19 protein-coding genes and 1 pseudogene are annotated in these 23,003 nt (G+C 62.3%); 13 read left to right on the forward strand and 7 right to left on the reverse strand.

What is annotated here, in order from left to right; translation table 11 throughout:
• Positions 1 to 2: 2 nt before the first annotated feature.
• Positions 3 to 1,550, reverse strand: a complete 1,548-nt coding sequence (locus OOT43_RS02855) for a hypothetical protein (RefSeq protein WP_266023176.1) — start codon at positions 1,548 to 1,550, stop codon at positions 3 to 5.
• 141 nt (positions 1,551 to 1,691) lie between these two features.
• Positions 1,692 to 3,209 carry an amidohydrolase family protein gene (locus OOT43_RS02860; RefSeq protein WP_266023177.1) on the reverse strand — a complete coding sequence of 506 codons (1,518 nt, stop codon included), beginning with the start codon at positions 3,207 to 3,209 and terminating at the stop codon, positions 1,692 to 1,694.
• A 290-nt stretch (positions 3,210 to 3,499) separates the two neighbouring features.
• Here OOT43_RS02860 and OOT43_RS02865 point away from each other — a divergent pair, with 290 nt between their 5' ends.
• The 3 genes from OOT43_RS02865 to OOT43_RS02875 all read left to right on the forward strand — a co-directional run bounded on the left by OOT43_RS02865 (position 3,500) and on the right by OOT43_RS02875 (position 6,633).
• Positions 3,500 to 4,435 carry a threonine ammonia-lyase gene (locus OOT43_RS02865; protein ID WP_266023178.1) on the forward strand — a complete coding sequence of 312 codons (936 nt, stop codon included), beginning with the start codon at positions 3,500 to 3,502 and terminating at the stop codon, positions 4,433 to 4,435.
• A gap of 174 nt (positions 4,436 to 4,609) precedes the next feature.
• A complete protein-coding gene (locus OOT43_RS02870) occupies positions 4,610 to 5,956 on the forward strand; it encodes an LLM class flavin-dependent oxidoreductase (RefSeq protein ID WP_266023179.1) in 1,347 nt (448 codons plus the stop codon).
• A gap of 80 nt (positions 5,957 to 6,036) precedes the next feature.
• Positions 6,037 to 6,633 carry a nitroreductase family protein gene (locus OOT43_RS02875; protein WP_266023180.1) on the forward strand — a complete coding sequence of 199 codons (597 nt, stop codon included), beginning with the start codon at positions 6,037 to 6,039 and terminating at the stop codon, positions 6,631 to 6,633.
• A gap of 138 nt (positions 6,634 to 6,771) precedes the next feature.
• Here OOT43_RS02875 and OOT43_RS02880 read toward each other — a convergent pair whose 3' ends face one another.
• Together OOT43_RS02880 and bfr are read right to left on the reverse strand one after the other, a co-directional pair.
• Positions 6,772 to 6,975 carry a (2Fe-2S)-binding protein gene (locus tag OOT43_RS02880; RefSeq protein WP_266023181.1) on the reverse strand — a complete coding sequence of 68 codons (204 nt, stop codon included), beginning with the start codon at positions 6,973 to 6,975 and terminating at the stop codon, positions 6,772 to 6,774.
• Positions 6,976 to 7,108: 133 nt separating this feature from the next.
• Positions 7,109 to 7,588: a bacterioferritin gene (bfr, locus tag OOT43_RS02885; protein WP_266023182.1), complete on the reverse strand. Its 480-nt coding sequence runs from the start codon at positions 7,586 to 7,588 to the stop codon at positions 7,109 to 7,111.
• 177 nt (positions 7,589 to 7,765) lie between these two features.
• Between bfr and OOT43_RS02890 the strand changes: the two genes are divergently transcribed.
• The 4 genes from OOT43_RS02890 to OOT43_RS02905 all read left to right on the forward strand — a co-directional run bounded on the left by OOT43_RS02890 (position 7,766) and on the right by OOT43_RS02905 (position 11,884).
• Complete coding sequence (locus OOT43_RS02890; protein WP_266023183.1) at positions 7,766 to 8,290, forward strand: YcxB family protein; 525 nt, start codon at positions 7,766 to 7,768, stop codon at positions 8,288 to 8,290.
• A 19-nt stretch (positions 8,291 to 8,309) separates the two neighbouring features.
• A complete protein-coding gene (locus OOT43_RS02895) occupies positions 8,310 to 10,214 on the forward strand; it encodes an ATP-binding cassette domain-containing protein (RefSeq protein ID WP_266023184.1) in 1,905 nt (634 codons plus the stop codon).
• Between the two features lie 18 nt (positions 10,215 to 10,232).
• Complete coding sequence (locus OOT43_RS02900; protein WP_266023185.1) at positions 10,233 to 10,736, forward strand: hypothetical protein; 504 nt, start codon at positions 10,233 to 10,235, stop codon at positions 10,734 to 10,736.
• A gap of 62 nt (positions 10,737 to 10,798) precedes the next feature.
• Positions 10,799 to 11,884, forward strand: a complete 1,086-nt coding sequence (locus OOT43_RS02905; RefSeq protein ID WP_266023186.1) for a YkgJ family cysteine cluster protein — start codon at positions 10,799 to 10,801, stop codon at positions 11,882 to 11,884.
• Between the two features lie 380 nt (positions 11,885 to 12,264).
• On the opposite strand, the gene OOT43_RS02910 is transcribed toward OOT43_RS02905, so the two are convergent.
• The 3 genes and pseudogenes from OOT43_RS02910 to OOT43_RS02920 all read right to left on the reverse strand — a co-directional run bounded on the left by OOT43_RS02910 (position 12,265) and on the right by OOT43_RS02920 (position 14,919).
• Positions 12,265 to 13,545 carry a patatin-like phospholipase family protein gene (locus OOT43_RS02910; RefSeq protein ID WP_266023187.1) on the reverse strand — a complete coding sequence of 427 codons (1,281 nt, stop codon included), beginning with the start codon at positions 13,543 to 13,545 and terminating at the stop codon, positions 12,265 to 12,267.
• Positions 13,546 to 13,684: 139 nt separating this feature from the next.
• Positions 13,685 to 13,831: pseudogene (locus OOT43_RS02915) on the reverse strand (IS5/IS1182 family transposase); the annotation flags it as partial.
• A 200-nt stretch (positions 13,832 to 14,031) separates the two neighbouring features.
• Positions 14,032 to 14,919 (reverse strand): helix-turn-helix domain-containing protein, encoded by an 888-nt coding sequence (locus OOT43_RS02920; RefSeq protein WP_317134045.1) that lies wholly within the window; start codon positions 14,917 to 14,919, stop codon positions 14,032 to 14,034.
• Positions 14,920 to 15,181: 262 nt separating this feature from the next.
• On the opposite strand from OOT43_RS02920, the gene OOT43_RS02925 reads away from it, so the two are divergent.
• The 6 genes from OOT43_RS02925 to OOT43_RS02950 all read left to right on the forward strand — a co-directional run bounded on the left by OOT43_RS02925 (position 15,182) and on the right by OOT43_RS02950 (position 23,002).
• Positions 15,182 to 15,433: a hypothetical protein gene (locus OOT43_RS02925; RefSeq protein WP_266023189.1), complete on the forward strand. Its 252-nt coding sequence runs from the start codon at positions 15,182 to 15,184 to the stop codon at positions 15,431 to 15,433.
• A 267-nt stretch (positions 15,434 to 15,700) separates the two neighbouring features.
• Complete coding sequence (locus tag OOT43_RS02930) at positions 15,701 to 17,296, forward strand: efflux transporter outer membrane subunit (protein WP_266023191.1); 1,596 nt, start codon at positions 15,701 to 15,703, stop codon at positions 17,294 to 17,296.
• Positions 17,297 to 17,391: 95 nt separating this feature from the next.
• Entirely contained in the window at positions 17,392 to 18,588 is a 1,197-nt protein-coding gene (locus OOT43_RS02935) for an efflux RND transporter periplasmic adaptor subunit (RefSeq protein WP_266023192.1), read from the forward strand.
• The gene (locus OOT43_RS02940; protein WP_266023193.1) at positions 18,585 to 21,749 is read left to right on the forward strand and encodes an efflux RND transporter permease subunit; all 3,165 of its coding nucleotides are present in this window, start codon (positions 18,585 to 18,587) and stop codon (positions 21,747 to 21,749) included. The genes OOT43_RS02935 and OOT43_RS02940 overlap by 4 nt, the downstream gene beginning before the upstream one ends.
• Before the next feature lie 183 nt (positions 21,750 to 21,932).
• Positions 21,933 to 22,352 (forward strand): NADH-quinone oxidoreductase subunit A, encoded by a 420-nt coding sequence (gene ndhC / locus OOT43_RS02945; RefSeq protein WP_266023194.1) that lies wholly within the window; start codon positions 21,933 to 21,935, stop codon positions 22,350 to 22,352.
• Positions 22,353 to 22,360: 8 nt separating this feature from the next.
• Complete coding sequence (locus tag OOT43_RS02950; RefSeq protein WP_266023195.1) at positions 22,361 to 23,002, forward strand: NuoB/complex I 20 kDa subunit family protein; 642 nt, start codon at positions 22,361 to 22,363, stop codon at positions 23,000 to 23,002.
• Position 23,003 lies beyond the last annotated feature (1 nt).

The following is a 23,003-nucleotide window of genomic DNA, read 5'->3' on the forward strand; positions in this document are numbered from 1 at the left end:
CTTCAGAAGCCGAACTGCACCTGGGCCCAGAACTCGTCGTTGCGCGGCTTGTCCGCTTCCAGGGTCTGGTGGTAGTAGTTCAGCTGAAGCTTGGTGGTCTCGGCGAAGAAGATGTTGATGCCGGGAATCAGGTAAGTGAGCTTGTCGTTCCTGGAATGAATATTCGGATCCCAGGTATCCCAGCGGAAGAACACCTGGTAGGTCTTGGGCCACCAGTCGTCGTAGCGCCCTTGCGCCCGGTAGCTCTTCACGAACTGCGCGCCGAAGTTGTAGAACACGGTGGTGGTGTAACCTTCACCCTCCTGGACGACGGTGTAGGGCGATGCGTTCTTGGTGGGCGCCACGCCGGGGTAAGTGGTATCCCAGGTGTGAACCCATTCGAAGGTCAGGCCGAGCGGATGGTGGTTGTACGAAAGGTCCACGCCGACGCGATTCCTGTCGCCGTTGTCCAGGTATTGGGTCGCCTTGGTCTTCGTCGTCGGATTCGAGTAATAGGTTTCCTGGACGTTCTGGGTGCCGAAGTAGGCCGACGTGCCGATCTTGAGTTCGCGGAACCAGGAGTTGTAGTCGACCGGCGCGGTGAGGGCCAGACGCCCCATCCAGTCCTTCATGCGGTTGTTGTCCAGCTTGTTCGGGCCGTTGCCGTTGAACACGCCGACCGCGTATTCGAGGATGGGTGCGCGGTAGTTGGCACCGTAGTCGACCTGCGGAAATGCGTCGCCGCGGACAAAGGCGCCGATCTGGCGGTCGCCGAGGCCCGTGGTCCCCGGCTGGGTCCACATCGCGTTGCGGATCAAGGGTTTCAGGTCTTCCGTCGCGTTGACCTCGATGCCGAATGGAATCAGCTGCTGGCCGAGGGTGAACTTGAGGCGTTCAGACTCCTGGTTGATGGTAGGCAGAAAGTTGTAGCTGATCTGGGCGTCGAGCAGGTTGAACGAAGGCGACCCGGTCTGGGGTGAGACACCGGTACTGATCTGGTACTCCAGGTTGCGGCCTTCCTCGTAATCGCGGTACAGGTTGCCGGTGAACCGCAGCAATGCGGTGTTGATGTAGAAAGAGTTGTTGGCATTGACGCTGTTGGCCGGCGAATACGACAGATTGGACTGGTTCCATTCGTACCCGGCCTGCACGATACCGCCGATGGTCAAGTTGCGGGTGCTGAGCGCGGTGTGGGTCTCGCGCTCGCGCTGCCATTGCCATTTGAAGCTTTCCAGGTCCGACTGGATGCCCTGGATGTCGTCCTGGGTCGCCGGCGGCGCGCCCCCCGGCGCGACCTGGGCCACCTGGCTCTCGGTGTTCTCCACCCTGGTGCTGAGTTCCGCGGTCTGGCTCTCGGCCTTGGCCGCTGAGGACTCCGCCTTTTCCACCCGGCTGTGCAATTTGGTCGTCTGAGTCTCCGCCTTGGATGCCGTGGACTCGGCCTTTTCCACCCGCTTCTGCAGCGTGACGACGGTGCTCGTCAGTAGCTGAATCTGCTTCTTCAGTTCGGCGAGCTCGGAGTCTTTCGATTCGGCATACGCTCCCCTGGACAGCGTTGCGGCGACCGCCAATCCCGCGTACCCGACCGTTTTTAGGACTAGCGCAGTACCCGTCCTGTTTGTGCGCTGTGCAATCAACATTTGCGAATAACCTCTGGAAGTATCGGATGGCCGGCCGCTCCCTCGGTCGGCCGGTCCCGTTTCATGGGCCGCTTAGGCGGCTTTCTTCACCACGGCGACGCCGCCGTCGATGGCGGTTCCCTTGAAGAAATCCGGGTTCTTGCCGGCGTAGAAGTTGTAGGGGTTGGTGTACACCAGGTCGCGGAAATCCTGCTCCGACAGCGCGCCGTTCTCGACCAGGCGGTAGGTATCGGACAGCACCTGGGTCAGGTCCGGCACATCCCAGTGGCCGCTGTCGGAGGCCCAGAAGGCATTCAGCCGGGTGCCCAGCGCCTTCTCGTTGAAGGCGAAGGTCACGGTCGGATCGTCCGCCTCGGCGCCGAAATAGAAATTGGGGACGAAGCGCGCGGCGATGTCCTCGACCTTCTCGATGCCGGCGGCGATGAAGTCGTCCAGGGCGTTCGGGTCCTGGTCGCGCAGATTGTTGGCCCGTCCCAGCGCGCCGCCGATCAGGTTGCCGCCGTCCTGCAGCGGCTTGCCCTTGGTGAGCTTGGAACCATAGCGCTCGAACAGCTTGACGAGCAGCTCCTGGTCAACGTTGGCGGGGTTGTAGTTCTGGATAGCCTGGCCGTTGCGTTTCTCCCAGTGCCCGACCAGGTCGGCGTACAGGTTCGCGCCCCAGGCCGCGCCGCCTTCCAGCAGGCCCACGCGAAGGTCGGGGAAGCGCCGGGTCACGCCGCCGAAGAACAGCGACTTCGCGAGAGCATGCGAGGCATCGGCGAAATGGCCGATATGGTTGTACATGTAGTTGGATGGCGAGCGGCGGGCGGTCCAGCCCATGCCGGCGGAGTGGGTGGTCAGGACCACCTTCAGCTCCACCGCCTTGGCCCAGAACGGATCGTAGTCGTGCTCGCTGTCCAGGCCATAGGTGTCCACCCACCAGCCGTTCTGAGCCACTTCCGGATGCTGGTCGCGCGGATACTTGTCCGCCAGCGCCTTGATAGGACGGTTGACATAGCCCGGAATCAGCGCCGCTTTCAGGCCCAGCTCGTTGATCGCGTACTCCAGCTCCTCGATGCCTTCCTGCGGATCGTGCAGCGGAATGGCTGCCACCGGGGTGACCCGATCCGAATATTCGCGGAACAGGTCGGCGTTGAAGCGGTTCACCGCCCTCACCACCACCCGGCGCAACTCGGGATTGCCGATGTGGGGGGCGAAAGTAGCGACGTTCGGGTACAGCACGCCGAAGTCGATGCCCGCTTCCTGCAGACGCTCGCTCAGCAGCTCCGGCAGGGTCACCGTCGCCAGGTCCAGGGTGTTCCTGGTCGGCAACGCCCACCACGGCGGACGGGTGGAACGCTTATTGCGGCGCTCCTCCCAGGACTGGTCGTACCAGGCATTGCCCAGATAGCCGAAACCGCGAGCGATGGCGCTGCGAAACTGGTCCACCGCAGCCGCGCCGCCCACGTCGGCGATGTATTCTTCCAGCAGCGGCGTGTATTCGATGGTATGGACGTCCGTGTCGATGACCTTGTGGTTCAGCCGTTCGCGGATGGCGAGCGACGGCGAGGGTTTCTTCTGAAACTCGCGATACGAAGGAATATGGCTCATCAGTGGTCTCCTGCTTTCTCGGCGGGGCCGAATCCGGCCATGCGCCTTGCGGTCAGTCGGCGTCGCCCGCTGGGCCTGGGTGGATCTTTCCGGAATGGCTTGCGGCGACGGTCTTGGCCGGCGGGTTGGCCGGTTATAACCACCTATCGCAGGATCGATGCCAATCTATAACGCATTGTTTTATATGAGACTTCGTCGATTCTGAGTCCATGACGCTGGTCGGCGGAGAACACCCCATGTTGCCGAGCTGTCCCCACAGCAGCAGCAACGCCTTGATTTTGGAGAGATAGATGAAAGGAGAACCCAGGCCTCTGCACGAGGCCGTACGCCACACGACGCTGGTCGAATCCGAGCGTCTGTCCCGGCGCTTGAAAGCCCGCGTGGCCCTGGTCAGCGAGACCTTCCAGCACACCGGCAGCTTCAAGTTCCGCGCCGCCTACAACCTCGCATCGAAAGTGCCGCAGGAACTGATCGTCACGGCCTCCTCCGGCAACTTCGGCCAGGCCCTGGCCTATGCCTGCGGCTTGCTGGGAAAGCGCGCGATCGTGGTCATGCCCGCCACGGCGGCGGCAGTGAAGATCGAAGCGGTCAGGGACTACGGCGCCACCGTGGAACTGGTCGACGTAAACACCAGGAGCCGGGCCGAACGCGTGGCCGAGCTGGCCGAGGCATTTCCGCTAGCCTATGTTGCCAGCGCTTACGACGATCCTTTTGTGATCGAAGGCAACGCCAGCCTAGGTACCGAGATCGCGAACCTGGACCGCGAACTCGATTGCGTCCTCGCGCCGGTCGGCGGCGGCGGGTTGAGCGCGGGGCTGATCCAGGGGCTGCGCCAGGCCGGGAGCCGGGTGCCGGTGCTGGGTGCGGAGCCCCTGCTCGCCAATGACGCGGCACGCTCGCTGCAACTCGGCCGCATCGTCGCCAACGCTTGCGAGCCGCAGAGCCTCGCCGACGGCGCCCGCACGCTCAGCCTGGGGCGGTGCAACTGGGAGATATTGCGGAAGGAAATGGCCGGAATCGTGGAAATCCCGGAATGGGCGATCGCAGAAGGACTGCGCCTGCTGTTCGAACTGGCTAATCTCAAGGCCGAACCCACTGCGGCCTTGAGTATCGGTGCACTGCTCGCCGAACCGGAGCGGTTCCGGAACCGTTCGGTGTGTTGCGTCATCAGCGGCGGCAACGTCGACCCCGGCGTCTACCAAAGCCTGCTGGCTCGAGCCGGTTAGCTGCGCCTCATTCAACAGCCGTCAAGCAGCACTGTTGCTGATTCAGCAGCTTAACCGCCAACACGACGCTATAAAGCTGCGGAAACAGCCATCACTGCATCAGGCGCGGTTCTTGCGGAAGCGGCTGCACCGGATATCCCTTCCGGACATCAATGCTGATAAGAGGAGCCAACCATGACCGACCGCAAACTCAGACTCGGTGCCTTCATTCCCGGCGCAGGCCAGCACGTGGCCGCCTGGCGCCATCCCGATGCCCAGGCCGACGGCGGACTCAATCTGGAACATTACAAGCGGATCGTGCAGACCGCCGAGCGGGGCAAATTCGACGCGATGTTCCTCGCCGACGGCCTCGCGGCGAACTTCGGCGGCAACCTGTCCGAGGGACGCAGCGACAAGGGCGCTACCTTCGAGCCGGTCACGCTGTTTTCGGCGCTCTCCGTCGTCACGACAAACATCGGCTTCATCGCCACCGCCTCGACCACCTACGAAGAGCCCTACCAGCTCGCCCGGAAGTTCGCTTCGCTCGATTACCTCAGCAATGGACGCGCGGGATGGAACGTGGTGACCTCGGCGGGCGACGCCACCGCGAAGAATTTCAACCGTGACCAGCAGCTCGAACATGCCCAACGCTACGAGCGCGCCAACGAGTTCGTCGACACCGTGAAGGAACTGTGGGACAGCTGGGAGGACGACGCGATCGTCAAAGACAAGGAATCCGGCGTCTTCTTCGATCCCGCCAAGGTCCATGCACCCAACCACAAGGGCAAACACTTCCAGGTCGCGGGGCCGCTGAACGTCGCCCGGCCGCCGCAAGGCTATCCGGTGATCGTCCAGGCCGGCCAATCCGAGCCCGGCAAGGAACTGGCGGCGCGGACCGCCGAAGTCATCTTCACCGCCCAGCAGACGCTGGAAGACGCCCAGACGTTCTATAAGGACGTGAAGAGCCGCCTCGCCAAGTACGGACGCACGCCCGATCAGCTCAAGATCATGCCGGGGGTGTCTCCCTATGTCGGCCGAACCGAGGCCGAGGCCCGCGCCAAATACGAACAATTGCAGGAGCTGATCCACCCCGATGCCGGGCTCGCCCTGCTGTCCGGGCTTTCCGGCGGCGAGATCGATCTGTCGCAGTATCCGCTCGACGGCCCGCTGCCGGAGCTGCCGGCCACCAAGGGCATCGTCAGCCGCCAGGGCATGATGATCGACATCGCCCGCAAGCACGGCTTTACCATCCGCCAGCTCTACCAATGGGTCGCCGGCGCGCGCGGGCACTGGACCCTGGTCGGGTCGGCCGAGCAGATCGCCGATCATCTGCAGGAATGGTTCGAAAAGGGTGCCGCCGACGGCTTCAACGTGCTGCCGCCGTACCTGCCCGGCGCGCTGGATGACTTCGTCGATCTGGTGATCCCGGAACTGCAGCGGCGCGGCCTGTTCCGTGCCGAGTACGAAGGCCGCACCCTGCGCGAAAACTTAGGGCTCGCCCGCCCGCAGAACCAGTTCGGCGTGCGCGCGAAAGCAGCCTGACCCGAAACCCGGCCCGCCCAGTTCCGGCGGGCTCGACGCCGAACCCCGCCGTCCCCGTTTTCACTCCACAGGAAACATGCATGTCCCAACCCCGCACCCCGGAGCATCCCGTCGATGCCCTGTTCTTCCAACGCTGGTCTCCCCGCGCGTTCACCGGCGAAGCGATCGACGAGGCTACCCTGCTCACATTGTTCGAAGCCGCACGCTGGGCGCCTTCGGCCTACAATTCGCAGCCCTGGCGCTTCATCTACGCGAGGAAAGGCAGCGACAGCTGGCCGAGGTTTCTCGAACTGCTTTCGGAATATAACCGCTCATGGGCGCGAAGCGCCTCGGCCCTGGCGATCCTGCTGTCCAAAACGACCTTCGTTCCGCCCGGAAAGACAGAGCCGCAACCGGCCTCCAGCCACGCCTTCGACGCAGGGGCCGCCTGGCTCAGCCTGGCCTTGCAGGCATCGCTCTCCGGCTGGCATGCCCATGCCATCGGCGGCTACGACAGGGACAAGGCACGGTCGATTCTGGGAATTCCGGGGGGCTACCAACTGGAAGCGGCCATCGCCATAGGCAGGCAAGCCGACAAATCCGCCTTGCCAGAAGCCTTGCGCAGCCGCGAAATACCGAATTCCCGCAGGCCGCTCGGAGAGCTGATCGCGGAAGGGCGTTTTACGTTTTCGGAATGAGCCGGATTGGGCCGTGAGGAATGGGCTGAAGCGCTCTGTGCTCGGCCGGATAGCGGAGGGAGAATCCGCGGTCTGAGGAAGAGGTTTGGCCGCCGCCACGCGCGGCGGCGCCAGGTTCGCCGACGATCCTGAGGATGCTCAGGCGGCCATGTCCTGCTGTTCCAACACGGCGTTCTCTGCCAGGGTTTCCTGGATGAGTGTCTTTACCTCCAGCGCGCATTTTCCGCACTGGCTGCAGGTATCCACACGCTTCCGCAGCGTGCGCAGATTGCACGCGCCGTGGCGAACGACGGCTTCCCGAACCTGGGTTTCAGTGACGTTCCTACAGATGCAGACATACATAAGCATGGACCTCAAAAACTGGGTACGAGCTTAGACTAGCAGAACTGAGAACGTTTCTCAAACAAGAATCGGAAGAAATTTTGTTTCCGAATCGGGACATCAGCATTTCCCGATCCGGCGGTCGAAGCTGTGCCTAAGCCCCTTCTTCCATTTGGCTTTGCAGATAGTTCTCCAGGCCGATGTTCTCGATCAGCCGAAGCTGGGTCTCCAGCCACAGGCAGTGGTCCTCCTCGGTGTCGTCGAGCAGCACCTGCAGGATCCGCCGGGTCTCGTAGTCGCCGTTCTCTTCGCACAGGCCGATCACCTCGCGCAAATGGCCGATCACGGCATATTCGACGCCGAGGTCGCTTTTCAGCATCTCCGGGACGTTCCGGCCGACGTGGATCGGGTCGCGGGTGGCCACGTCCGGAATCCCCTCCAGGAACAGGATGCGCTTGATCAGCGCACTGGCGTGCGCCTGCTCCTCCTGCATTTCGTGGGCGGTGTGCTCATGCAAGGCATGAAACCCCCAATCCCGGTACATCATCGCGTGGATGAAATACTGGTCGATGGCGGCAAGCTCGCCAGCCAGCAGCCGATTCAGCGCCGTTATCACTTCAGGTTGACCTTTCATTTCCCTATCTCCCAGGACGCGGCCCTTCAGGGCCATTATGGTTGTCGTACGTAATTGAAACAGAATTACGTATACTAGTCAGCTCCAAAAAACATCCTGCCACATTCGAATATACGCCCGATCCGCGGCGCTCGCGGCAAGAAAACTACAACATCGGCGACCGGAACACCTCAACAGATGAACGAAATCGAATACGAACTGCGCGAACAGGACCTGCTGGCCTTCAGCGAATATCAGATACGGGAAACCAAGGCGCTGAAGAAACGGCGGCAACGGCATCAGTCGACGATCCCTGCCTTCTTCGTCGCCATTTCGTTGTTTCTCTGGTTCTATTACAAGGACCTGGTGTCCGCGGCCTACGTCGGCGTCGTCGCACTGGCCTGGGGTTTCCTGGTTCCCGCCTACATGCGCTGGACCACGCGCAAGCAGTTGCTAACCATGTACTCGGACGAAGACAAGCGGCGCATCCTGGGCCGCTACCGCCTGAGCGTAGCCAAGGACGCACTGATCGAAAAGAAGCTGGACGGCGAGGAAAGCCGGATTCCCTGGAGCGAAATCCTGAGGATCGAACTGACCGATAAGTACGCATTCATTTTCGTGGCGATCGACGCGGCCCTGATCGTACCCCGGGCCACGGCCAATGCCGCCAAGCTGCGCGACTTCGTGCGGGCTGCGGACGAACGGATCGCCGCCGCGGACTGAAGCGGCCGCACCTTTCACGATGATCGAATTTCGCGACGTCACCCTGAGGATCGGCGGCCGGATACTGTTCGAGCACGCATCGTTCAGCATCTTCCCGGGCCACAAGGTCGGCGTGACCGGCGCCAATGGGGTCGGCAAGTCCAGTCTGTTCAAGCTGGTGACAGGCAGCGGCCAAGCCGACACCGGCGAAGTTCGGCTTCCGCCGAACTGGGTCATCGCACACGTCGCTCAGGAGACGCCGACGGACGCACGGGCGGCGATCGAGTTCGTCATGGACGGCGACGCCGAACTGCGCGAAGTCGAGCGCGAGATCGCGGCGGCAGAAGCTTCGGAAGACGGCCTCGCGCTCGCCCGCGCCCACGCCCGCTATGAAGCCATCGGCGGCTACCAGGCCAGGGCCAACGCCGGGCGGCTGATCGCGGGTTTAGGGTTTGCGGCGGGCGATGGGGAGCGTCCGGTCGACGCCTTCTCCGGCGGCTGGCGCATGCGCCTCGCGCTGGCCCGGGCGCTGATGTGCCGCTCGGACCTCCTGCTGCTGGACGAGCCGACCAACCACCTCGACCTCGACGCCGTGCTGTGGCTGCAGGAGTGGCTGGCGGCCTATCCCGGCACCCTGCTGTTCGTCTCGCACGACCGCGACTTTCTCGACGGACTGGCCGACCACATCCTCCACATCGAAAACGGCGAAGTGGTCCTGAACACCGGCAATTTCTCCGCCTTCGAACAGGCCCGGGCCCAGCGGCTGGCCCAGAACCAGGCGGCCTTCCGCAGACAGCAGACCGAGATCGGACGCCTGCAGGGTTTCGTCGACCGGTTCCGGGCTAAGGCGACCAAGGCGCGCCAGGCCCAGAGCCGGCTCAAGCTGCTGGCGAAGATGGAGGTCATTTCGCTGGCCCACGTGGATTCACCCTTCGAATTCGCCTTCCGCCCGCCGGAAAAGCTACCCCGTCCATTGCTGCAGGCCGAAGGCGTGGCGGTGGGATACGAAGGCGTTCCGCTCTTGGAAAACGTCGGGCTGTCGCTGATGCCGGGCGACCGGGTCGGATTGCTGGGCCGCAACGGGGCCGGCAAATCGACCTTGATCCGGCTGCTGGCGGGGCTGCAGCCGCCGCTCAACGGCGACCGCAGAGTTTCCGGCGAACTGCGGCTGGGTTATTTCGCCCAGCATCAGCTGGAGCTGCTGCGTCCCGAGGAAAACGCGATCTTCCATGTCCAGCGGCTGGACGAAAAGGCTGCGGAAAAGGACATCCGCGATTTCCTCGGCGGCTTCGGCTTCAGCGGCGAACGGACTTTCGAGCCCGTTGCCGGGTTTTCGGGCGGCGAGAAGGCCCGCCTGGTGCTGGCTCTGATCGTTTACCAGCGCCCCAACCTCCTGCTGCTGGACGAACCGACCAATCATCTGGACCTGGAAATGCGCCTGGCGCTGATCCGAGCGCTGCAGGATTTCGAAGGCGCGGCTGTACTGGTTTCCCACGACAGCTACCTGTTGCGGGCAGTAGCCGACAATTTCTTCCTGGTCGCCGACGGCCGGGTCGCCCCTTTCGACGGCGATCTGGACGATTACCGCGTCTGGCTGCGCAGCCGTAACGCTATCGAATCCCCTGCCGCCGACGGTCGCCGCGACGCCGGATCTTCCCGCCGCGAAACCCGGCGGGCCGACGCCGAAAGACGCCAGCAGCTCCGGCCTTTGCGCCTGCAGCTCGAACGTGCCGAAGCGGAGCTGGAGCGATGTTCGACACGGCGGAACGAACTCGAGGCGCAGTTGGCCGATCCCGCCGTTTACGCCGATGAAGCCAAGGACCGGCTCAAACTGCTGCTGCTGGACAAGGCCAAGGCGGAAGAGTCACTGGCCCGGGCCGAAGCGGCCTGGTATGCCGCCACCGAGGCGCTGGAACAGGCCCAGGTCCTGGCCGACATGGCCTGAATCCGGAGAAGACACCGCATGCCGCTGATCCGACTGTTCATCGAAATCTGCCTGTTCCGCAAAGGTCCGCAAGATATCCCGCCGTCGATGCTACTGTTGTGGCTCACCGCGTGCACCTACCTCATGGTCGGCTTCATCCTGCTGGGGCTGGAAGTGGACTGGCTGCCGGCTGTCGTCGAGTCGCTGGCGGAACTGGCGATGCTCCTCGGATTCGTCTGGCTGCTGCTGGCTCTCTTCAAGAAAACGCCGCGCTGGCAGAAGACGGCGACCGCCATGCTCGGCAGCGACGTCGTCATCAGCGCGCCCGCCATCCCCTTGGTGGGCTGGACCCTTGCAGTTCCCGACGCCGCCGGCATCCATCTCATCCTGTTCGGCATGATGCTCTGGCACGTCGCCGTCGTTGCGCACATCCTCCGGCACGCGTTGTCCAAACCCTGGACTACCGGCTTGCTGCTTGCCGTCGCGTATGTGGCGGGCAGCTACAGCGTCATGATGACGCTGTTCCCCCCTACCGCCGTTTGACGGCATCGGCAATCCTCGCTTTCCGCATTGCTCCTTTCCGTGCGCACAGTCGCTTCCGGCACATGACCGCATTCCTGCGCCAGCCCCATCACCGTTACCAAGACCCTCTGGCGCGGATCTGGATCGCCTGCGCCGAAAACGTAGGCTTCCGCATCGCGCGCAGCCCCGATGTCTACGCATCCACCGATGGGCGCGGCACGATCCTGATCGGCAGCGATGACTTGCTCGACCCGGACGACTCTCTCGCCCAGATGATCTTCCACGAGTTGTGCCATGCGCTGGTCGAGGGCGAGGCCGGCGAAGCCCAGGTGGATTGGGGACTGGACAACACCAGCAACCGCCATCTGTGGCACGAGCAAGCCTGCCTGCGGCTCCAGGCTTATCTCTCCGACAGCATAGGCCTGCGCGATTTCTTCGCCCCCACCACCGACTTTCGCGTCAAATTCTGGCCCGCCCTCGGCGACGATCCGATGGCAGCGCCGGCGGACAAAGGCGGCCGCCGCGAACCTTCCTGCGTCGCCGCACGGCTGGCGGCCTGGCGCGCTTCGCAGCCGCGGTGGGCGCCGCACCTTCAGGCCGCCCTGGCGGCGACCGCGGCCGTTGCCAGCGTCGTCCCCGGCTACGTCAGGAGCGATGACGCCGGCGAGGGGGGAATGCCGTCTCTGTGGGGCACGGCCGTACCGCCTCCCCCTTTGCATCCGGCGGGCCATGCCGCCGTCGCTCTCTATCGGCCGGACAACGGCTGCGCCGGTTGCGCGTGGTCATACGCCGAGCGCCAGGGGATTCGCTGCCGGCACGCACCGAAAGTGCGCATCGCCCCCGACGCGCCGGCCTGCATGCGCTGGGAGCCTGCCGGGGAGCTCGATTGCCTCACTTGCGGCGCCTGCTGCCGGGAAGCCTACCAAGCGGTGGAAATATCGGCGCGCGAACCGGTTGTCCGCCTGCATCCTGAACTGGTCATCGCTGCCGGGAACCGCCGGAAACTGCGCCGCGATGGCGAGCGCTGCGCCGCCCTGGCGGGTGGCCACGTTCCGGCTGAATCCTATGCCTGCCGTATTTATGAAGACCGTCCCCGCACCTGCCGGGATTTCGCCCGAGGCAGCGCGAATTGCCTGGATGCCCGCCGCCGAGTCGGAGTTTCGCTCTGAGAGCCGGTTCACGATTTGAACCCACTGCCGTTCGGAGCAAACGGAGAACAAGACCTGCATCAGGCCGGTGCGTAACAGGCATTCCGCTGGAATCCATGCCCGACCCGTCCGGGCGTAGAGGGCACCGAGTTCCGAATCCCGCGCGGTCAGCAGGATGCCGACCACGGCACGGCGCATACGGGGGAGGGTCCCTGGGAGTCCTGTCTTCGCAGATCGGGTAGCTGAACAGTTCTGCTTGGGTCAAGTCAACGCCGCGCATGGACATTCCACGGCCTGTTGGAATAACGATATTCGACCATGCAAAACAATCCGTTGGCAATTTTCGGCGCTCAATCCAGCGAGCTTCTGCCGCTTCTTGGGCCGAGAAAATCAATAGCCTGTTAAGGCCGCTCCACCCGATCGTCTACGACGCCGTCACTCGGCATCGCTCCATGCAGCCAAGGGTGCTTGTGCCAGCGATAGCCATTTTTCGCTTCATTGAAGCCGAAAGCATACAGCCTACGCATGTATTCCTGATCGAAATAACCGTCATGGTGTGCGTCAAAGCTCTCAGGAACATATGCCAAGTTATATTCAACGCCATGTTGCTTAGCCGTCAAATATATCCTATAGAGATCGGTGACCCCCCTGGAGAAGATCAAGATCCGCATGGCGCGAGCTAGAATATCGACAGTTTTTCGACTGACGTCCATTGCCCGCGGCTCGTGTCGCGCATTCCGGATCAGATAGAGCCTGCGCTCCCTGACAATGTCGGAAAGCTCGCTAATGCCGCTCTCGACGAGCCAGGGTGGATAAACAAACATCTGCGTAATTATGCCGCCGTCGGCATGCATTTCTTCATAACGCTTTCCTCCTGCCTCTACCGTAAACATTACTGGAGGAAACACTCCCGGAATCGACGCAGATGCCAGCAACACTTTCCGGAAAAGCCCCAAAGCCGTCCTGTTGCCGCCGGCGGCGAACGAGGCAATTTTCGTCATGTTCCAGACAACCGTGCGACGGGAATCCAGATTGGTGGTTGTAACGACCAGCAGGCGCCCATTTTTATATTGATCTGCAATCTTATTCAAAAGCTCGCGGGTGATATAACGATCGATCGTATCGCGCAGAGGAGAAGTGTCGGCGACTGCGTCGTCGAACAACGACGCAACAATATTGCGCCAAGCAAAAATCTTTCCCGAATAACTATTTGTGTAAACGGTTTCGAGTGTACCATCATACTCAGAACCGAGAAACGCAAACGGCGCGATCAGAGCGCCCGTACTGACTCCCGACACCACATCGAACTGAGGCCGGTTGCCCGCAACCGTCCAACCGCTCAGGAAACCTGCTCCGTAAGCGCCGCCATCTGAACCTGAAGATAATGCCAACATATTGACAGGCTGATATTTTCCCGTACCCATTAAGCTCAGATCCTGCTTTCCGGTCCCTTCGATCCCCACCTCGCTTTCGAACAAATCCAACAATATCAGCGATTCCGATTCCAGAGTGTGGCGCACCCCTGGAAAACCGATGACCTCGGCCTTCGCCCGCAATTCTTCCGGCACTGCCGCCTGCCGGGATGGTGACGGATACAACGAGATCAAGAAAAGAAGACAGAATAGATACAATCCGGGGAGGACTACAAACAGGGCCATCTTCTTGGCAGAGTTAACGCGCATAGCCGTGTCCTTCACCGAATTTAAATCGTCTTGTTATCGTCCCCAGCAGGGAAGGCCCGCCCCGGTAAAAACATATCACGCCGATAATCAGGCTTTTGAAACGGGTGAAGGGCACCGAAATTCCTTGCTTACTGTCGCACCGGCCGGCTTTCGGGTAGTAGGTTTCGATTACCGCCAGCAGCTCCGGCCACGGCACCGCCCGCTCCGTCTCGGCCGGGAACTTTTCACGCCGGGTCTGTTTCTTCTTCCGCGCAAAAGCCAAGGAGGCAAAGGTCGTCGGTTTCATGCGGTCACCGCGTTGACGGGCTTTGTCGAGGATAGCTTACCCGCAGGATTTGTTCAGAGTTTCCTTAGCGCACAGAACAGCAAAAGCCATTTTTTCACCTGTCGCTGATCGTTCCCGGCTGGCATCGGCGGAATAGGATTTGCCGACAAACCTTTTGGGAGACATCAATTGGAATATCAGGTTTCGAGACTCTCCGGCCATCAGTGTGCCGTTTCCTTGGGAACGATGAACCTGGCAGAGATACGATTGGTCTTATACCCATGGTCGTAAGCCCGCCCGTTATATTCCAAATGGGTGTCGGCCGGACGGCCAAGGGTTATCTTGAACGGGGCCTTGCCCTGGACCGTCTTGACCTGCCCCTTGGCCACGTTTTCGAAGAGCAGTTTTTTCCCCTCGGCGTCGGTGACGCTGGCCCAGGATTCCCCTGAGAAGCTCAGGGTCAAGGTGTCACCCTCGGGCTGCGGGGGGGCGCCAGGGGGCTGCGCTGGCGGAGACGCCGGAACGACCGGTGAGCGAGGCGCTTCGACAGCAGCTATGGAGCTCGGAGCGGGTGCCGGTTCGCCGAAAGGAGGCGGAACTTCCGCTTCCCCGGGGATGCCTGCGCCGTTCACAGCCGGTTCCACGGGTGCGGGTTCGGAAAGCTCGACTGGGGAAGGAACCGGCACGGGATTCTGGGACGAACGCCAAAACTGGTAGCCCCAGATACCCGCCAGGCCCAAGAGGACCAGTCCCAGCGGACCGAGCCAGGAAGCGGGTTTTGCCTCGCCTTGACCACGCGCCACGGGCCGCAGCTCCGGATCTGGCCCCTCCCCTGCGACGCGGTTGTAGGCGTCGACGATTTGCTGCTCAGGCAGATCCAGCAGGCGCGCGTAACTGCGCAGGTATCCGCGCACGAAAGCCGCAGGCGGCAGGCTGGCGTAGTCGTCCCGCTCCAGCGCGGAGATGGCCGCTGCCGGCAGGTGGAGTTCGCGCGCCACCGTATCGACTCCGATTCGGCGAGCCTCCCTCGCAGCCCGAAGCATCGGTCCTACGCTCCCCCGCTCAGGTCCTGGCCGGCCTGCAGGATCGTTATCCGTCGCATCGCCCATGTCGTCGTTCCGCCTTCCGAAAAACGAAAAATTTTATGCACTTGCCGGTCCTCGCGCTCAAACGCATCCGGTCGCGGCTAGGCAAATTCGATTCCGCCGCCTCCCCCCGAACCACAGCGCAGTAAGGCGTGCCACGGCCAGCCCTGAGGTGTCAGAATAACCGCGCCGGACGAGCGTTACGGCACAACCTTAAGGTTAGGCAGTCTCCACTCCCAAAACAACAAAGGGCCTTTGGCCCGGATCGCAGAACGAGGAGAAAAACATGGAACTCGGCACCTGTGCGAACTGCGGAGCCAAAGTCTCCGCACCAGCAGGCATCTGTCCAAGCTGCGGAAAATCGATCGAATCGTCCGCCTACGAAAGCGAACCCCCCATCAGGAAGCTTGGCGGAAAATTCCAGGCCATCGGAATCCTGACTCTTGCTGCCGGCATCGTGGCGACCCTTGCCGGCGCCTGGTGGGGACCGGCGCTGGTGATGCCGGGCGTGGTGTTATTCATGCTTGGAAAGATGTAAGCGGATGCGGGCACGAAGGGAGGGAACCCCTTCGTGTTCCTGCGGCGGCGACAACGCCGGAGCGCGCCGGGGCGGACAACCGATCGGCCGGACACACCGCCGTATTGATTACAATTCCAAGGCATGGCTCGACACAATGGGGACGCTTAAGGCATGCTTGGCACGTACTGCGGGCATTCGGCCCGAACGGCCATGGCATGTTCCGACGAACGGTCGATGAGACACGACCATCACCAGGACTTTGACTGAAGCAGGATTCCCTAAAGGATGGAGCCCAAAATCGATTCGTTGAAAATCGCCGGACGCCGGCTGCTTCTGATCCTTCCGGCGATTCTCGCCGCCGGCTGCAGCAATAAGATCGGGCCGGATTACCAGACTCCCGAAACCCGGGTTTCCCCAGACTGGCTCGAGAGCGAGGACACCAGGGTTTCGAAGAGAGAAGGCAATTTCCGGGAATGGTGGCGGGTGTTCAAGGACCCGGTTCTGAATAAACTCGTCGAAACCGCTTATTCGCAGAATCTTCCGCTCCAGATCACCGCCGTTCGCATTCTGGGTTCGCGCTCGGAACTGGGCGTGGCTACCGGCAATCTGTTCCCGCAGAGCCAGGGCTTCGAAGGCCAGACCGAGAAATTCAGCATGCCTTTCCTCCGGGATTTGGGATTGGGAAGTGGCGACAGCCTCTGGTACACCCGCGTCGGCGTCATGTCGAACTGGGAAATCGACATCTGGGGCAAGTACCGCCGGGCCATCGAGTCTGCCGATGCGCAATTGATGGCGTCCGTCGCCGAGTATGACGACATCCTGGTCACCCTCACCGCCGACGTCGCCAATACCTACGTGCAGATCCGGACCCTGGAAAAGCGCCTCGACATTGCCCGCCATAATGTCACGACCCAAAGCGAAAGCCTGCGAATCGCAGACGCCAAATTCCACGGAGGCACCAGCACCCAGCGTGACGTGGAACAGGCCAAGACCGTGCTCGCCAGCACCCAGGCGACCATTCCGGTGCTGGAAGGACAGCTTCGGCAGGCGAAGAACACGCTTTGCTATTTGCTCGGCATGCCGCCCGACAAGCTCGACAAGCCGTTGGGCTCCGAAACCCAGTTCGGCCAGATCCCCGCCCCGCCGGTCCAGGTCGCAGTCGGCATTCCGGCCGATTTGCTGCGGCGGCGGCCGGACGTGCGAAGAGCGGAACAAACCGCCGCGGCCCAATCAGCCCGCATCGGCATCGCCAAAGCCGCGCTTTACCCAGCCTTCTCGATCAGCGGCAGCTTCGGCTTCGTTTCCACCAACTCCCAGGGCCACAGTCTGGGCGACATTTTCAATTGGGGGCAGCATTTCTATCGCTTCGGCCCTTCGGTGCAGTGGAACCTGTTCAATTACGGCCAGCTCACCAATCAGGTCCGGGCCCAGGATGCCCGCTTCCAGGAACTCGCACTGAGTTATCAGAACACCGTGCTGAAGGCGCAGCAGGAGGCCGAGAGTGCGTTGATCGGCTTCCTCAAGACCCAGAATTCCGCCGAGTTCCTGGCCGAGAGCACCGCCGCTGCGCAACGTTCACTGGATCTGGCCACGCTGCAGTACCGCGAGGGTATCACCGATTTCACCACCGTACTGACGGCCGAGCAGGACTTGCTGAAACAGCAGGACAATTTTGCCCAGACTCTGGGCAACATCGCTACCAATCTGGTTGGCGTCTACCGCACCCTCGGCGGTGGCTGGCAGATTCGCGAGGGCAAGGATTTCGTCCCCGAACCGATCCGGCAGGCGATGGCGGAGCGGACCAATTGGGGCGATCTGCTGAAGCCGGGGGCAGTGCCCGAGAAACCGCCGTCCAGCCTCATTCGGGCGCCAGACTGGTAAGCCGTTAACCCCAACTTGTGATTTGAGACTTCGCGGCGGGTAACGCTCAAGACGATCCAGCCGCCGCCGGAAACGATTTCAGGGAGACTCTTCCAGTGATTCGCACGACTCAACACCGCCAGGGAATCTTGTGGCGCACTCTCGCCGGCACCGGCACATCCATGCTGCTGCTGTCCTCCGCCAGCTGCGAAAAACCCAACACCTATGTGCCGCCTCCCGCGCCGCAGGTGGTGGTCAGCCAGCCCATCGAAGGTCCGGTCACGCCCTACCTCGAACTCACGGGAAACACCCAGGCGATCAAGACCGTGGAGCTCCGGGCTCGCGTCGAAGGCTACCTGGAAAAGATCCTGTTCCGCGAGGGTGAGATCGTCAAGGAAGGGCAACTGCTTTTTCTCATCCAGCAGAACACCTATGAGGCCAAGTTGAAGGAAGCCAAGGCCCAGGTGCTGGCGGATAAGGCCCGGCTGATGCACGCCGAGACCGAGTACGTCCGTTTTTCCGGACTGCTCAAGCAAAACGCCGCCGCCCAGACCGACGTCGACAAATGGCATTACGAGCGGGATTCGGCGCAGGCGGCGGTCATGGCGGCGGAAGCCAACGTCGATCTGGCCAAGCTCAATCTGGACTACACCGAGGTCAGGGCCCCGTTCACCGGCCGCGCCGGGCGACGCATGAAGGATCCGGGCAACCTGGTCGGCGCCGGCGAAAAAACCGTACTCGCCGAGATCAACCAGATCGACCCCATCTATGCCTATTTCACGATCAGCGAGCAGGATCTGCTGAGAGTCAGGGGCAGGCACCAAAGCGAGGCGACCAGCCCTCGGATGCCGGACGTCCCTGTCGCTTTGGGTCTGGTCAACGAAGACGGTTATCCGCACCAAGGCAAACTCGACTTCGCCGGCATCCGGCTGGACCCCACCACCGGCACCCTGCTGCTGCGCGCCATCTTCCCGAACCCGGACTATTCGATCCTTCCCGGCCTGTTCGCCCGGCTCAAGGCTCCGGTCGACAACGCCCAGTCCGCGCTGCTGATCCCCACCAAAGCCATCAGTTACGACCAGATCGGCCCGTACGTACTCGTAGTCAACGACAAAAATCTGGTCGAGCGGCGCAGCATCACGACCGGTCCTCCCTCCGGCCTCATGATTTCTGTCAGCGATGGGCTCAAGAACAGCGACTGGCTCATCATCGACGGCCTGCTGCGCGCGATCCCCGGCAAGGAAGTCGCGCCGGTCAGGCAGCCGCTCTCCGCCTCGCCGGCCGGTAATCCCCCAGGAGCGGCCGGCCGATGATCTCCAAGTTTTTCATCGAACGTCCGATCTTCGCCAACGTCATCGCGATCATCACCATCATCCTGGGCGTCGTCAGCCTGATTGAGCTGCCGGTCGCCCAATACCCGGACATCGTGCCGCCGACCATCCAGGTCACCACCCGCTATCCAGGCGCCAGTGCCGAGATCATCGCCAACACGGTCGGTATTCCGATCGAGCAGGCCGTCAACGGCGTGGAGAATTCGCTGTATCAGTCCTCGACCAGCGGAAGCGACGGCTCCTACACACTGACCATCACCTTCAGGGTCGGCAGCGACCTCAACACCGCCCTGGCCCTGGTGCAGAATTTCGTCAACAGCGCTCTGGCCCAGTTGCCGGACACCGTGCAGAAACAGGGGGTCACCGTCAAGAAGGTCTCGACCGACATGCTGCAGGTCATCAGCCTGTATTCGGACGACGAGCGCTTCGACGAGACCTACCTTTCCAATTACGCCGTCATCAACCTGCAGTATCCGTTGGCGCGCATCCATGGCGTCGGCCAGATCCGGGTCGTCGGTGCCGGCTCCTACAGCATGCGGGTTTGGCTGAATCCGGAGCGGCTGCGTTACTACGGCCTTACGGCCAAGGACGTGGCCGACGCGATTCAGCAGCAGAACGTCGAGGTCGTGGCCGGCCAGCTCGGCGGCCCGCCAGTACCCGAAGACCAACCCTACCAGTTCACCATCAACGCTCTGGGCCGTCTGTCCGAGATCTCGCAGTTTGAGGACATCATCATCAAGACCACGCGGAACAAACCGCAGCAGTCGGTCACCAGCGAGGATACGGCCCGGATCGTGCGCGTGAAGGATCTGGCCCGGGTCGAGCTGAGTCAGCAGACCTATGCCAACTATGCCGAGGTCAGCGGCCACAAATCGACCCAGATCGTGGTCTACACCCTGCCCGGCGCCAACGCCATTGACGTCGGCGAACAAATCAAAAAAATGATGGAGAAAATGAGCCAGGACTTCCCGGACGGGCTCAAGTACGCCATCCACTACGACACCACCAAGTTCATCGAACAATCGATCCACGCCGTTTACGAGACTCTGTTCGAAGCCGGCGTACTGGTGCTGATCGTCATCATGGTGTTCCTGCAGAACTGGCGTGCGACCCTGGTGCCTGCGACGACCGTGCCGGTGACCATCATCGGCGCCTTCGCCGCGATGGCGATGCTAGGTTTTTCCGTCAACCTGATGACGCTGTTCGCCTTGATCCTGGCGATCGGCATCGTCGTCGACGACGCCATCATGATCGTAGAGAATGCCTGGCATTACATCGAGAAGGGGCTGACGCCTAAGGAGGCGTCGATCAAGGCCATGAGCGAAATGACTGGCCCGGTCATCGGCATCACCCTGGTGCTGACGGCGGTATTCCTGCCTTCAGCTTTCCTGCCTGGCATTACCGGACAGATGTTCCGCCAGTTCGCCCTGGTGATCGCCTCCACGGCGGTCATCAGCGCCATCAACGCCTTGACCCTGAAACCCGCGCAGTGCGCTCTCTATCTCAAGGCCAGGCCGGCGGACCACCGTCCAAATGCGTTCTACCGCGGATTCAACACGGTCTACGCGAAAATCGAAGCGGCCTATACCCGGCTGGTGCGCTGGATGGTGAACCGGACCGGAATGATGGCCGCCGTCTTCTTCGCCGTCATCGCCGTTGGTGGCTGGCTGTTCAGCATCCACCCGACCGGCTTTCTGCCCGCCGAGGACCAGGGCTATGCGATGATCATGACTCGCCTGCCGGACGGCGCCGCGCAGCCCAGACTCCGGGAAGCCAGCCGCAAGCTCGACGAAGTCCTGAAGAAAAGCCCCGGTATCAAAGCCTGGGTCGTCATCGGCGGCTTGTCCATTCTCGATACCGCCAACCTTTCGAACGCTTCCACCACTTTCATCATTTACGAGGACTGGGACAAACGCGGCGAAGCGCTCGATCAGCGCCATATTCTCGGCGGCCTGAAAAAGCAGCTCGATGCCATTCCGGAGGCCCAGTTCGCGATCATGATTCCCCCGCCCATCCGCGGCCTCGGCCAGGCCGGCGGCTTCCAGATGATGGTCGAAGACAAGCGCAGCCTCGGCCTGCCCGAATTGCAGAAAGGCGTGTTGGAACTGACCCGCGCCGGCTCCTCGCAATCCGGCATCGGCTTCGTGGGCTCGACCTTCAGCAATCGCAGTCCCCAGCTCTATCTCGATATCGACCGTACCAAGGCGCAGTCGCAGGAAGTTCCGATGAACAACGTGTTTGCCACGTTGCAGGCGTATCTCGGGTCGGCTTACGTCAATCTGTTCAACAAATTCAACCAGTCGTTCCAGGTCTACGTGCAGGCCGAAGCGCCCTACCGGCTGCGTCCGGAGGACATACAGAATCTGTACGTGAAGAACGTTCGGGAGGAAATGGTACCGCTGGGCTCCCTGTTGACCGTGAACCACAAGCTGGGGTCTGAGCTCGTTACGCGCTACAACCTCTATCCGGCTGCGCCGGTTTTCGGCACCGCGGCCCCGGGTTTCAGTTCCGGCGAAGCGATCCGGCTGATGGAGCAGGTCGCCAAGAACACCTTGCCGCAAGGCATGAACTTCGAATGGACCGCAACCGCATTCCAGGAACAGCAGGTTGGCAACCAGGCGTATTACATCTACGCCCTGTCCATCGTCCTGGTGTTCCTCGTGCTGGCCGCCCAATACGAAAGCTGGGCCAGCCCCGCCGCAGTGATCCTGGTAGTGCCCATGGCCCTGGTGGGTGTCATCGTCTCCCTCATCATCCGGCACTTCGACAACAACCTGTACACCCAGGTCGGGCTGGTGCTGATGATCGCGCTGGCCAGCAAGAACGCTATTCTGGTGGTGGAATTCGCCCGGGAACTGCGCGCCGAGGGCATGGCCATCGCCGACGCCGCAGTGGAAGCCACCCGGCGCCGGTTCCGGCCCATCATCATGACCTCGTTCGCATTCATTCTGGGCGTCGTCCCGCTGATGAAGGCCGGCGGCGCAGGCGCGGCCAGCCAGCAGGCGATCGGCACCGTGGTGTTCGGCGGCATGCTGGCCTCGACCATCCTGGCCATCCCCTTCGTGCCGGTGTTCTACGTCATCACCCAGCGCTGGAGCGAGCGGAACAAAGGAGGGAAGCCGGGATCCTCAGCGCCCGGCTGATGCGGGCCGTACGGGTATCCCGGGCTCACCGGCCCCGCGGGAACGCGTTGGTAACGGGCTATGGCCCGCTTCCATAATGGCGATTGACAACCCGGCTCCGCTTGACGAAAGTGTAGCCAGCTTTGTGGTACATCGTCCGCCCCGGCGGGTGATGCTTACGCGAACATCGGGAGACATGAGTACATGAGTTCCGCTGGCGTTCCACATACCGATCTTTGGCCGCTCCTGCTCTATTTCGGGCTGGTGCTGATCGTCGTGGGCACGATGCTCGCGCTACCTCCCCTCCTGGGCGAACGCCGCACCCGCCGCACCCAGGCGACGGAACAACCGTACGAATCCGGCATCGTCGCGGTGGGCAGCTCCCAGCTCCGTTTCTCCGTCCGCTTCTACCTCATCGCGATCTTCTTCGTCATCTTCGACCTCGAAGCCGTCTTCATCTTCGCCTGGGCCATCGCCTTCCGCGAAAGCGGCTGGCCCGGCTACATCGAAATCCTGATCTTCATCGGCGTCCTGGCCGCCACGCTGGTTTATCTGTGGCGGATCGGCGCCCTCGACTGGCGCACGCCCCGCCAGCGCATCGTCGAAGCCAAAATCCACCTGTAGGAGCCCCCATGCGCTGGAGCCTGACACGAGCGGACCAGACCCCGGCCCCCCAGCCGGGCCGGCAGACCTACGAGGAAGCCCTGCGGCGCAACATCCTGTTCGCCCAGTTGGACGACTTGGTGCGCTGGGGCCGCAAGAATTCGATCTGGCCGTTCAACTTCGGCCTCTCCTGCTGCTACGTCGAAATGGCGACCGCGTTCACCAGCCGCTTTGACATCGCCCGTTTCGGCTCGGAAGTCATCCGCGCCAGCCCCCGCCAGGCCGATCTGATGGTGATTTCCGGCACGGTGTTCCGCAAGATGGCGCCGGTGGTCAAACACCTCTACGACCAATTGCTCGAACCCAAGTGGATCATTTCCATGGGCTCCTGCGCCAACTCGGGAGGGATGTACGACATCTACAGCGTGGTCCAGGGCGTGGACAAGTTCCTGCCGGTGGACGTCTACGTGCCGGGCTGCCCGCCGCGGCCGGAAGCATTGCTGGAAGGGCTGATAATGCTGCAGGAATCGGTGGGGAAGGAGGAACGGCCTCTGAGCTGGGTGATCGGCCCCCAAGGCATCGAAAAAGCCCCCGCCCCCAGCCGGCGCGACCTCAAACAGGCCGAGCGCAATCGGGCCTCCGAACTGCACGATCCGTTCAGCCTGGATTGAA

It is taken from the genome of Methylococcus mesophilus (genome assembly GCF_026247885.1).
GTDB lineage: Bacteria > Pseudomonadota > Gammaproteobacteria > Methylococcales > Methylococcaceae > Methylococcus > Methylococcus mesophilus.

Coding starts and splice junctions, on each gene's coding strand:
- OOT43_RS02890 (WP_266023183.1), top strand. CDS start 7,766: ATGAACGAAATCGAATACGAACTGCGCGAACAGGACCTGCTGGCCTTC.
- OOT43_RS02895 (WP_266023184.1), top strand. CDS start 8,310: ATGATCGAATTTCGCGACGTCACCCTGAGGATCGGCGGCCGGATACTG.
- bfr (WP_266023182.1), bottom strand. CDS start 7,588: ATGAAAGGTCAACCTGAAGTGATAACGGCGCTGAATCGGCTGCTGGCT.
- OOT43_RS02905 (WP_266023186.1), top strand. CDS start 10,799: ATGACCGCATTCCTGCGCCAGCCCCATCACCGTTACCAAGACCCTCTG.
- OOT43_RS02860 (WP_266023177.1), bottom strand. CDS start 3,209: ATGAGCCATATTCCTTCGTATCGCGAGTTTCAGAAGAAACCCTCGCCG.
- OOT43_RS02920 (WP_317134045.1), bottom strand. CDS start 14,919: ATGGGCGATGCGACGGATAACGATCCTGCAGGCCGGCCAGGACCTGAG.
- OOT43_RS02940 (WP_266023193.1), top strand. CDS start 18,585: ATGATCTCCAAGTTTTTCATCGAACGTCCGATCTTCGCCAACGTCATC.
- OOT43_RS02925 (WP_266023189.1), top strand. CDS start 15,182: ATGGAACTCGGCACCTGTGCGAACTGCGGAGCCAAAGTCTCCGCACCA.
- OOT43_RS02875 (WP_266023180.1), top strand. CDS start 6,037: ATGTCCCAACCCCGCACCCCGGAGCATCCCGTCGATGCCCTGTTCTTC.
- OOT43_RS02900 (WP_266023185.1), top strand. CDS start 10,233: ATGCCGCTGATCCGACTGTTCATCGAAATCTGCCTGTTCCGCAAAGGT.
- OOT43_RS02910 (WP_266023187.1), bottom strand. CDS start 13,545: ATGCGCGTTAACTCTGCCAAGAAGATGGCCCTGTTTGTAGTCCTCCCC.
- OOT43_RS02880 (WP_266023181.1), bottom strand. CDS start 6,975: ATGTATGTCTGCATCTGTAGGAACGTCACTGAAACCCAGGTTCGGGAA.
- OOT43_RS02930 (WP_266023191.1), top strand. CDS start 15,701: ATGGAGCCCAAAATCGATTCGTTGAAAATCGCCGGACGCCGGCTGCTT.
- OOT43_RS02870 (WP_266023179.1), top strand. CDS start 4,610: ATGACCGACCGCAAACTCAGACTCGGTGCCTTCATTCCCGGCGCAGGC.
- ndhC (WP_266023194.1), top strand. CDS start 21,933: ATGAGTTCCGCTGGCGTTCCACATACCGATCTTTGGCCGCTCCTGCTC.
- OOT43_RS02950 (WP_266023195.1), top strand. CDS start 22,361: ATGCGCTGGAGCCTGACACGAGCGGACCAGACCCCGGCCCCCCAGCCG.
- OOT43_RS02865 (WP_266023178.1), top strand. CDS start 3,500: ATGAAAGGAGAACCCAGGCCTCTGCACGAGGCCGTACGCCACACGACG.